Source organism: Candidatus Marithrix sp. Canyon 246, assembly GCF_001723685.1.
In the GTDB taxonomy this organism is placed as follows: domain Bacteria; phylum Pseudomonadota; class Gammaproteobacteria; order Beggiatoales; family Beggiatoaceae; genus Marithrix.
The window spans coordinates 20,680-30,313 of sequence record NZ_MCBX01000041.1 but is presented as its reverse complement, the minus strand read 5'-3'; the positions used below and the strand labels follow the sequence as shown (position 1 = coordinate 30,313).

Below are 9,634 nucleotides of genomic sequence, written 5' to 3'. Positions count from 1 at the left end.
TTATTACTATTTCAGTACCATGTTTTTCACAAAAGTATTGAAACCATTCAAAACCAAATCGAACTAAACGATCTTTATGAGCAATAATTAATGTAGAAACTTCACCTGCTTCCACTAAATCCATTAATTTCAGAAATTTTTTACGTTTATAATTTAAACCACTTCCAATATCATAAAGCCATTCATCTATAGCTAAACCACAAGCAGTACAAAATGTTTCAATAGCTTGTCTTTGAGATTGCATATCATTTTTTTGACTTGCACTTGAAACACGATAATATACAATGAACTTTTTTTTAGTATTGTTTTTAGCAATACCCATATATTCCAAATACTGATTGTGTGTATAATATCGACGATTTGTGGCAGTACGATGTGCTTTAAACTTGCCCATCCTATCCAATTTTTGGAGTGTTTTTACTGATCTATTAATCAGTTTAGCAAATTCATTTAACCGATATGTAGGTTTCATTCCTACATTATATCACATTAGCTTACATAATTTACTACTAATAATTAACTCTATCTACAACAATCACATCATGGGCTTCAAATTCATCAAGCAAATTTAAGGATTGCGTTGAGACAATAAGTTGGCAACGCTGCGAAGCTACTCGAAATAAGCCTGCTAATACTGAAATAGCATAAGGGTGTAGCCCTAATTCTGGTTCATCAATTAAAATTGTTGTGGGCATTTCTGGTTGTAATAGCAAAGTTGCTAAACATATAAATCGCAAAGTACCATCTGACAAATCGTTAGCAATAAAAGGGTAGTCACTACCTTTTTCTGTCCATTCTAGTTGAATTTTGTGTGAATTTTCTGGAAAGGGTCTTAAATAAAAATCGCCAAAAAAAGGCGCGACTTGTTGAATAGTTTTGAGGATTATTTCATAATGTTTAGGGGAAGTTTTTTTTAGTTTATACAAAAAAGCGGCTAAATTACTCGCATCTTGGCGCAATTTGACATTATCATTAATAGCTTGTAAGCGTTTGACATTGGCAGTGTCACTGGTATCGTGAAAATGATAAACAGCACAGTCTGCTAAAGTAGATGTTAAACTTTCTGTATGACTACTACCCAAGTTTTTTGGCGTTTCTCCTTGCATGAATTCTTTTGCAAATATGAATTTATTATCTACTGTTGGCTCTAAGTCAAAGCCATAACAATTTGAATCAAAATATAACGCGCTGGATAATACTGCTGTTTCTTTGCGCCCATAATACAAAAATGAATCAACACCACCCTGTCTAGCAATATGTAATTGTAATTGTCTTTGTTTCATTGCCTGAAACATTCTAAAAAAAGCCATCAAATTACTTTTACCGGCGCCATTAGCACCAATAATTATATTAAATGGTAAAAGTGGTAAATCTAGTTCTCGAATTGATTTAAATCCTTTTAAAATTAAACGTTTTAGCATTTCAGTTATCTCTTATCAATTGAATTAAATATTTAACTATCAGTATAACAGTATTCAGGCAAGTAAAATTTATACTTTTGGTAAAAAAACAACCTTTTGATATTTTTTAGTTTACAAAATTAATTCATTTGTAACTTCGCGCGTTGCTTTGGTAATTGGGAATGCGAACTATGATTCTATTGGTAATCTGAAAAATCCTGTTAATGATGCTAGAGGTATGTATTATGCTCTGAAAGATGTTGATTTTGATAGTGTGCTTTATGTTGAAAATGGTTCTAAAAAGAAAATGAATAGAGCTATTGGTGCTTTTAACAGAGTTTTGAAGAGAGAGCATTTAAAAGGTAAAGAAACTGTTGCTTTGTTTTATTATTCTGGGCATGGGGCGCAGTATGGTGATGAAAATTATCTTTTGCCTGTGACGCTTAATGATCAGGTTTCTAATAATTTAGATACCATTTTTGCTTCTGATACTATTAAGGTTAATGATGTTATGGATGGTATGGAAAAAGCAAAAAGTACTATGCAAATTGTTATTCTTGATGCCTGTCGTGATAATCCCCTTCAAACTAAAGGTAATAAGATAGGTTCTAAGAATGTTGGTAAGGGTTTAGCTTGGATTGATAATAGTAATAGAGTTAAGCGTAGTGTTCCTAAAGGAACTTTTATCGCTTATGCTACTTCTCCTCATAATGTAGCTCTTGATGAAGGTAGAGATAATAGCCCTTATACTAAGCATTTATTAACAAATATAAGAACTAAAGGTTTGTCTATTGAAAATATTTTTAAGAAAGTTCGTAAGTCACTAATTAGTGAGACTAATGGCAGACAAGTTCCTAGGGAAGATTGTTCTTTAGATGATGATTTTTATTTTGCTGGTTTTAAGCGTCGTAGAATTCGCAGCGGGTGATTGTTAGTACAACTAATTCATAATTTGTTGTACTTTTTTAAATTTTAAACTGGATGTTACGCACTCTGAGTACAACGAATTACGTGGATAAACGAAATTCACTAAATAACCAAATAATATAATTCGTTTATCCACGTAATTCGCTGTACTCATATTACGTTTGATTTATTACAAAAGTCTGCTACCTAACATAAGTTATTTAAATAACTTATTAAAATAATATGGAGAAATAAACTATGAAATCATTAAAATTAATTTTCTGTCTATTCTTTTGTTCTGCATGTACTACAATGACTCCTTTTTCCTAAGAGCAATCGCGCATTGCTTTGGTCATTGGTAATGCTGATTATCAATTTATAAATAAGTTAAAAAATCCAGTAAATGACGCTACTGAGATCTCAGAAGCATTAACAGATTTAGGTTTTAATGTTATTAATGAAACAAATGCTAATAGACTATGATGATAGATAGGTTTATTGATTATAAATCAAATCTATAAGCTAGTGAAGCTTTTAAACTTACTATTTGTTCTTTTATAGATTCAATAGTGATATTTGAATTCTCTGGAAATGTTTGTGCTGGATATTGATAAGCATCTAAAGCAATAGGATATGTTAATTTATTCGTAATAGGGCTACTCCAATTGATACCAAATGTAGTTGCTGTAGGATTTATCTCAACCTATAGTTGGACCTCTGGTTTTAATGATAAAAGACCACCAAATAAACTATCAGTGGTATAACCAAAATTTACTGCATAATCATCACGATTAAAAGTTGCGTTATGATCTGTCGTATAATACTGACCCTTATTAAAGAAGCTGTCTTCACCCGTATCAGATTTTTGGACATAGACATCAAAAGAAAAATTCTTATAAGCTAATGTCATTCCTATACCAAGAAATGGCATGGTATCACTCCATTTAACATCATCACTACCAGTAAATACCTCCTCATACTGATAATTCATCATACCTAGAACTGCTCTTGATTCAAGGCTGAAATCAGCAGCCATTACAAATGGTGATAAAATACTAGTAAATATGGCACTTATACTTATAATTCTCATTTTTTATATCCTATTTAAAGTTTCTTTCATGGTCTTATTCTCCATATTTGATTTACATATATGTTGTTTGTAAAATAACTTTATACATAATAATTATTTTTTTGTCAACAACTTGATTTATAATTTATAAACTACCACGCTGGTAACAAGCCTTCAGACCTGACAGGTTTTTAAAACCTGTCAGGTCTAAAACTCGATACTTTATAAATAGTACAACGGATTAACGGAATAAACTGATTATTAATAAGGAATAGCAAACAAATCCGTTTATTCCGTTAATCCGTTGTACTAAATAAATGTAAGATTACTGTTACTATTTTTTCACAAAAACAACCTTCTGAACCAACCCAGTCTCAGGCTTATAAAAAATCTTAGCATGATAATTAGCGGCAAAACCATAAGACATTTCTTGCTTTGCCAAATCATAAACCAGAGGCAACATACCTAAAACCCAAGCTAGGCCTTTAGTCATAGCCTTTGGTTCCACTTCAACACGTCCACCGCGTTCATTAATTATACTTAACCACTTAGCTAATCGCTTTGGCAATTGATTAACAGAAACTGGACCCAGCATAGATACAGTGATCTTTTCTACTCCACCAAATGTCGATTTTGACAATTCCTCATCAAAAGTATTAGTATCAAGAAAAGTAATCTTATTTCGTGGTGGCGTAGGATTAGAAGCACAGGCACTTATTAATAAAATTGTGATAAAATAAATTGTTAGTTTTTTCATAAAAAATCTCCTTGGAATTCAAAGCGCAGCTTTGTAACTTATGTGCAACACCGCCTAGGAATTTATTCCAAGGCGGTGTTTGCTTAAAATAAAAGCAAAATTATTGCTTAATAAGCAAGCTACTCGTAAAAATATCATCAATGCTTGGCGCAAAATGGTCAAACAAGCACAACCCGGTGATACTTTAATATTAACATATTCAGGGCATGGCTCACAAATAAACGATATATATCCATTTGATGAAAAATTAGATTTTTATGAAGGATATATTATAGATGACGAACTAACTTTTTAAAAAAGCATCTGAATACAAAATCGTATTCCTAGCAGATTCTTGTTATTCTGGAGGATTAACACGTCCAATTAAATCAGGGGTTTGTCGATCTCGCTTTTCAAACAATTCACATAAATCACAGCTCATAATAAGATCAACTAAAGGAGATGAAGAAGAAACAACAAATAATGTAACATACATAACAGCCACTGATAATAACATTGCAATTTATGGGTGTTACGTTTAACAATAAAGCACATGGAGCATTAAGTTGGTATTTTGCTAAAGCTTTAGCTGGAGAAGCTGATGCTGATAACAATAAACGTCTAAGCCGCTTAGAATTAGAAGAATATTTAAAAAGCCAAAGTACTTGGCAAAGCAAGCTGGCAACAAATAACATTCACCAAGACTAGCAACAGACTTACAAAACTTACAAAAACAAACATGCCAAGTGGGGCAAAAGGCATTTTTTACATCTGATAATATTTTTATAAAAACATATGGAATTTACACCAGAAGATAATCTGCGTCTCAACGTCTTAATAGCTAATAATCTACAAGCTATTCGTATTGATGAATCTAAAATGATCATTTATGGCTTGTCTGAGAAGGGTGAGGCTAAAATACAATTACATCCAAATTGTCGTGATGAAATTTATCTACGTCAAATACGTGAATTTATTTCTAGTCATGTATTAGCTTCCCCCGATGGTTATCCAGTTTATTTAAAACGCTGGAATCGTATGGGGCATACTAAAAATGAGAAGTTAGATCAATTATTGATGTTAGGAGAGCCAGAAGCTGTAGTAGCTGTCGTACATTCTCCCAGTTTAACTATTGAATTAGCGCGTCGTGCATGGTGGGCAATGCCTGATGCTGAAAATGCTCGTAGTTTATTAAAAAATTCAAAGGTGGTTAATAGTGATTTAGCTAAAGAATTAGCGGCACATTTAGTTGAATATTTACCATTTGAAACCGAAAGCTACAATATTATTGTATCAGTTTCTTTAGTTTTACAAGCTGATTTAATTGATGAAGCAACACGACAAAAACTTTGGAAACGCAAGAAAAATGCTTATTTAATTGGATTTTTAATCGCTCAACCAGATAATTTGCCTGAACCTTTACCAGCTCGTGCCGATTATGAAGAAATTAAATCGACATTAGAAGCTAGTAATTCAGTAGCCAAACAATTACTAAAAATAAGTTCCTCATCAGGACAAACTTTTTTAACAGTATGTGAGCGCGTATTAGCTAAACCAGCAAATCAAGATATAGTAAATCTATTATTTGATATAATTGCACACTATTTTAAATCAATATGCCCTGATGATTATAATGATGAAATGAATATTTCAATATTAATTGAACAGGCAAATAGTTTTGATTCAATTGAAATACAACAAGTTTTGGCAAAAATGCCAAATTTAAACGACTCAATTCGCGCGATGTTGATATTAGCTGGTTTACGTTATTCAATAGTACGCCCAATTTTTTCACGCACCACAGCTATTGGTAGCTTAATGCGTAAAAAATTGGCTCCGGTGTTAGAGCCGGTATTAAACTCAATTCAAACATCTAAAGGCAAAGGCACAGTGCGCCCATCTCGTGCAGAGATATAAGCGGCAATTAATAACTCTAAGGAACGTAAGCCTTCTCGCCCATCTGTTTCTGCTTCCGCTTCGCCTCGTATAGTTTTTATTATATTTTCATAGTATAAAGGATGACCAAATCCATAAACAGATGTGGTTTCATAGCTGGCTTTATGGATTTTTTCATCATCCTCATCTGGTTCGGAAAATTGCCAGTTTTGTATTTCATTTACTGCAACTCCGCCTAAACGTACTGTGCCTTTTTCTCCAATAATGGTAATTGAGCCTTCAAGGTTTTTGGGATAGGTGAGCATAGTTACGCTCATGGAACCTAATGCACCAGAACGCCAACGGACATTCATGACGGCGGTATCTTCTACTTCAATGTTGCGTGCTAAGGTGCCTGTAATGGCTTGGACTGTTTCTACTGGTCCAATTAGCCAGTCTAATAAATCTACATAATGACTGGCTTGATTCATCAAAGCTCCGCCATCAAATTCCCAAGTGCCACGCCATTTGGCAGCGTCATAATAGGCTTGGGGGCGTGTCCAAAATACGTTAATATGTACCATGTATATTTTGCCAAACCGCTGTTTATCAATAGCTTTTTTTAGCAATTGAATGGTGGCATTACGGCGATTTTGTTTGACGACAAACAGATGAACCCCAGCGTCATCACAGGCTTTAACCATTGCTAAACCATCTTTCCAGCGTGTTGCCATTGGTTTTTCAGTCATGACATGGCAACCAGCTTTGGCACATTGAATCACTTGTTGGGCATGGATACCGCTAGGCGTACAAATAGTGACTAAATCAAGTTCCAGATTTTTTAAAAGCGTATTAAGATTAGAATAGCCGCTCACACCAGTTTCTTGAGTGGCTTTTTCTAGTGCTGCGGGATTATTATCACAAACGGCTACAAGCTCTATATTTTCATGATGTGTTTTTATAGCTTCAAAATGTTTGGTGGCAATTCTGCCGCAGCCGATTATGGCGATTTTTATTTTTTTATTCTGTAACATGAGTTATTTAAACTAATTGTTCTAATTTCGTTAGCCATTAGATATTGAGCCTCAAGCCGAGAAAGGTTAGGCACAAATTCCTGAGCCTGAATTAGTAATTTATTAAGACGAAAAGTTGAAAGTGCTGATCCACCTATGTAATACATAAAAATACCTTGAGAAGTTGTTATGGTGGGGAGTATAACATACGTTAGACCAAGCTACATTTCAATTTATTATGATTTATAGTGCGTAATATCAGTTAATAAGCAAACATTTCTTGCAAACAATCACACACAGCAAGTTGTGTCATTTGAGATAAGTTTCCTTTCTTAACAATCAGTCGTGTTTTATCAACCGCCCTGATTTGATCAAGTAAAATAAGTCCTTGTTTTCCTTGAAAGGTGCAAGGTACTCTCATTGGAAAATTGAAACCTTGAGTTGTCATAGGAGCAACAATCACCGTAGATAAAGCTGCCATTTCATCAGGCGAAATAACAACACAAGGTCGTGTTTTTTGGATTTCGGTACCGATAGTTGGATCAAGTTGAACTAGCCAAATATCAAAACGATTTACAATTGGCATTACCATTCCCATTCTTCATTTGAAGATAACTTAGCATCAAGCCACTCATGATCAGGAATTTCTTGTCCATTTTTCTTTAAAATGGCTTCAATAGATTCCTTCCAAGATTTGCGTACTGATTTGACGGGCGAAATAAGTAACCCTTCTTTAAGAAGAGTAAATTCTAGTTCTTGATTTTCAAGATGGGCTTGATCTACAAATATCTTTGGTATTGGAATCGCTTTAGTATGACCAATACTAATAAGACTTGGCATTATTTATCTCCAGATATGATTAAACAATTTATGGCTATAATATTATATTATAGGTATTGAACCAGAAATTATCCAATATTTATAGTATCTACAAAATCTCTGCTTAGCATAGCAAATTCTGAAGCTAAGCGAAATTTTCAATACTTGCCTTATTGGGCATAAAGTCAGCTGTCTTTTATACCAAATTATCTAAATATTTTTCTGCATCTAAGGCTGCCATACAAATTAGGTGCTTTAACCATTGTTTGTGGTGCCAATAATACTGATAAAATATATACTACTCGCGCTATTTATGCTTTTCTAAAAACATGAGAATTGAGTTGCTGTTATATAAATAATAAAAATCACAAGTTTCTTGTATATCCTGTAATTTAACTTGGTTAAATGACAGTTCTTGAATTGCATGATATTAGCCGCTATATTAAGCGGCACTGTTTTGGCTGATGAGGTTTCTTCAAAAGCCATTTATGATTCAAAAACTAAAACACTATTTTTAGAAGGTATTTTAGTTGCATTTATAGATGAATTCACAGGCAAAGAAACTGATAACAAAGGTTTTTTTACGCTCAATTGAAGGATATGTTATATATCCAGCGTCATCACAGGCTTTAACCATTGCTAAACCATCTTTCCAGCGTGTTGCCATTGGTTTTTCAGTCATGACATGACAACCAGCTTTGGCACATTGAATCACTTGTTGGGCATGGATACCGCTAGGCGTACAAATAGTGACTAAATCAAGTTCCAGATTTTTTAAAAGCGTATTAAGATTAGAATAGCCGCTCACACCAGTTTCTTGAGTGGCTTTTTCTAGTGCTGCGGGATTATTATCACAAACGGCTACAAGCTCTATATTTTCATGATGTGTTTTTATAGCTTCAAAATGTTTGGTGGCAATTCTGCCGCAGCCGATTATGGCGATTTTTATTTTTTTATTCATGTTATTTAAGTGTCAATATTATGTTTGCCTGACTTATCTGCTTCCCCAGTTTTTTCTTCATTAAAGTTATACTCTCCTTGATGTTTACCTTGATAGTTACATACTTCAAAGGCAGCTTTTTCAAAGTCTGTTGATAGGTATATTTTTTGGCTTCCATCACCCGCTTCGTAAATGAATCTAAAACTGTTTTTTCTCTTTTGATTATGACTACTTAAAAGTTGGTTAAATTGATAAGCATTTATTTCTGCAACATTCGCTGCCATTTCCTGAATCATTGCATTTTTATTTTCTGGATGTTTTTTAAGTTGTTCCCTAAATTGACTCCAATCATTATCAACCAAAAGATTAGATATCTTCCGGTTTGCTAGCATGTTTGACTTTAACAGGCTCTTCGCATGATTTGCCATTTTTATCAAAACGATAAATCAATGAAATTTCAGTTTTATCCCATTTAGAATCAGAATCAAAACTCACAGATAAGGTACCGTTTTTGTAAGTTAAATAAGCTACACCTAAGCCTTCTGCTTTTTGCTCAATTTTATCAGCAAGAATAAGTTTTTCCATATAAAGAAATTTTTGTTCTTGAATTTCTTTACCTATAGGTGGTGATTGTATTAATCCCAATAAAAGATTTTTTGAGTCAACATCAACATTAGCATCACGTAGCCAATTTAGAATGCTGTAGTTTGTTGAAATCGCCTGTTGAGTAAAGTCATCTCTTACTCTTAATTGGCTAAATCCTAATTTTTTAGCGACTTTACAGGTTTTGAGTAGTGTTTGCATCCATGCCATTGCTTGAGCTTTATCTTTGGCAGGATTGATAGCAGACAATTCGTTAAAAATATATTCCATACT

16 protein-coding genes are annotated in these 9,634 nt (G+C 33.4%); 5 read left to right on the top strand and 11 right to left on the bottom strand.

Annotated elements, in window-relative coordinates; translation table 11 throughout:
• Positions 1–472 (bottom strand): IS607 family transposase (locus BHU68_RS14935; RefSeq protein ID WP_141700090.1); only part of this gene is annotated, 472 nt, incomplete at its 3' end.
• A gap of 37 nt (positions 473–509) precedes the next feature.
• The gene (locus BHU68_RS14930; protein WP_069471679.1) at positions 510–1,421 is read right to left on the bottom strand and encodes an AAA family ATPase; all 912 of its coding nucleotides are present in this window, start codon (positions 1,419–1,421) and stop codon (positions 510–512) included.
• 148 nt (positions 1,422–1,569) lie between these two features.
• Here BHU68_RS14930 and BHU68_RS14925 point away from each other — a divergent pair, with 148 nt between their 5' ends.
• Together BHU68_RS14925 and BHU68_RS16675 are read left to right on the top strand one after the other, a co-directional pair.
• Positions 1,570–2,328 carry a caspase family protein gene (locus BHU68_RS14925; protein WP_069471680.1) on the top strand — a complete coding sequence of 253 codons (759 nt, stop codon included), beginning with the start codon at positions 1,570–1,572 and terminating at the stop codon, positions 2,326–2,328.
• A 326-nt stretch (positions 2,329–2,654) separates the two neighbouring features.
• Positions 2,655–2,789 (top strand): caspase family protein, encoded by a 135-nt coding sequence (locus BHU68_RS16675; protein WP_171899666.1) that lies wholly within the window; start codon positions 2,655–2,657, stop codon positions 2,787–2,789.
• A 220-nt stretch (positions 2,790–3,009) separates the two neighbouring features.
• On the opposite strand, the gene BHU68_RS14920 is transcribed toward BHU68_RS16675, so the two are convergent.
• Positions 3,010–3,396 (bottom strand): hypothetical protein, encoded by a 387-nt coding sequence (locus BHU68_RS14920; protein WP_069471681.1) that lies wholly within the window; start codon positions 3,394–3,396, stop codon positions 3,010–3,012.
• A gap of 313 nt (positions 3,397–3,709) precedes the next feature.
• A complete protein-coding gene (locus tag BHU68_RS14915) occupies positions 3,710–4,132 on the bottom strand; it encodes a hypothetical protein (protein ID WP_069471682.1) in 423 nt (140 codons plus the stop codon).
• Between the two features lie 79 nt (positions 4,133–4,211).
• Here BHU68_RS14915 and BHU68_RS14910 point away from each other — a divergent pair, with 79 nt between their 5' ends.
• Positions 4,212–4,427 carry a caspase family protein gene (locus BHU68_RS14910; protein ID WP_069471683.1) on the top strand — a complete coding sequence of 72 codons (216 nt, stop codon included), beginning with the start codon at positions 4,212–4,214 and terminating at the stop codon, positions 4,425–4,427.
• Positions 4,428–4,469: 42 nt separating this feature from the next.
• Here the strand turns inward: BHU68_RS14910 and BHU68_RS17445 are convergent, their stop codons facing one another.
• Complete coding sequence (locus BHU68_RS17445; RefSeq protein WP_171899485.1) at positions 4,470–4,628, bottom strand: hypothetical protein; 159 nt, start codon at positions 4,626–4,628, stop codon at positions 4,470–4,472.
• An 8-nt stretch (positions 4,629–4,636) separates the two neighbouring features.
• Between BHU68_RS17445 and BHU68_RS14905 the strand changes: the two genes are divergently transcribed.
• Complete coding sequence (locus BHU68_RS14905; protein WP_069471684.1) at positions 4,637–4,819, top strand: hypothetical protein; 183 nt, start codon at positions 4,637–4,639, stop codon at positions 4,817–4,819.
• A gap of 87 nt (positions 4,820–4,906) precedes the next feature.
• Positions 4,907–6,028 carry a sulfur reduction protein DsrS gene (locus BHU68_RS14900; RefSeq protein WP_069471685.1) on the top strand — a complete coding sequence of 374 codons (1,122 nt, stop codon included), beginning with the start codon at positions 4,907–4,909 and terminating at the stop codon, positions 6,026–6,028.
• Here BHU68_RS14900 and BHU68_RS14895 read toward each other — a convergent pair.
• The 6 genes from BHU68_RS14895 to BHU68_RS14870 form a co-directional block, all read right to left on the bottom strand.
• Complete coding sequence (locus BHU68_RS14895) at positions 5,977–7,020, bottom strand: Gfo/Idh/MocA family protein (protein WP_069471686.1); 1,044 nt, start codon at positions 7,018–7,020, stop codon at positions 5,977–5,979. The genes BHU68_RS14900 and BHU68_RS14895 overlap by 52 nt on opposite strands.
• A 241-nt stretch (positions 7,021–7,261) precedes the next feature.
• Complete coding sequence (locus BHU68_RS14890; RefSeq protein WP_216092671.1) at positions 7,262–7,585, bottom strand: type II toxin-antitoxin system PemK/MazF family toxin; 324 nt, start codon at positions 7,583–7,585, stop codon at positions 7,262–7,264.
• Positions 7,585–7,839, bottom strand: coding sequence for an AbrB/MazE/SpoVT family DNA-binding domain-containing protein (locus tag BHU68_RS14885; protein ID WP_069471688.1), 255 nt, complete (start codon positions 7,837–7,839; stop codon positions 7,585–7,587). The genes BHU68_RS14890 and BHU68_RS14885 overlap by 1 nt, the downstream gene beginning before the upstream one ends.
• Before the next feature lie 505 nt (positions 7,840–8,344).
• Complete coding sequence (locus tag BHU68_RS14880) at positions 8,345–8,779, bottom strand: Gfo/Idh/MocA family protein (RefSeq protein WP_069471689.1); 435 nt, start codon at positions 8,777–8,779, stop codon at positions 8,345–8,347.
• Between the two features lie 5 nt (positions 8,780–8,784).
• On the bottom strand, positions 8,785–9,120 hold the full coding sequence (locus tag BHU68_RS14875; RefSeq protein WP_141698813.1) for a hypothetical protein: 336 nt from the start codon (positions 9,118–9,120) through the stop codon (positions 8,785–8,787).
• Between the two features lie 4 nt (positions 9,121–9,124).
• A complete protein-coding gene (locus BHU68_RS14870) occupies positions 9,125–9,631 on the bottom strand; it encodes a hypothetical protein (protein ID WP_069471691.1) in 507 nt (168 codons plus the stop codon).
• Positions 9,632–9,634: the final 3 nt, after the last annotated feature.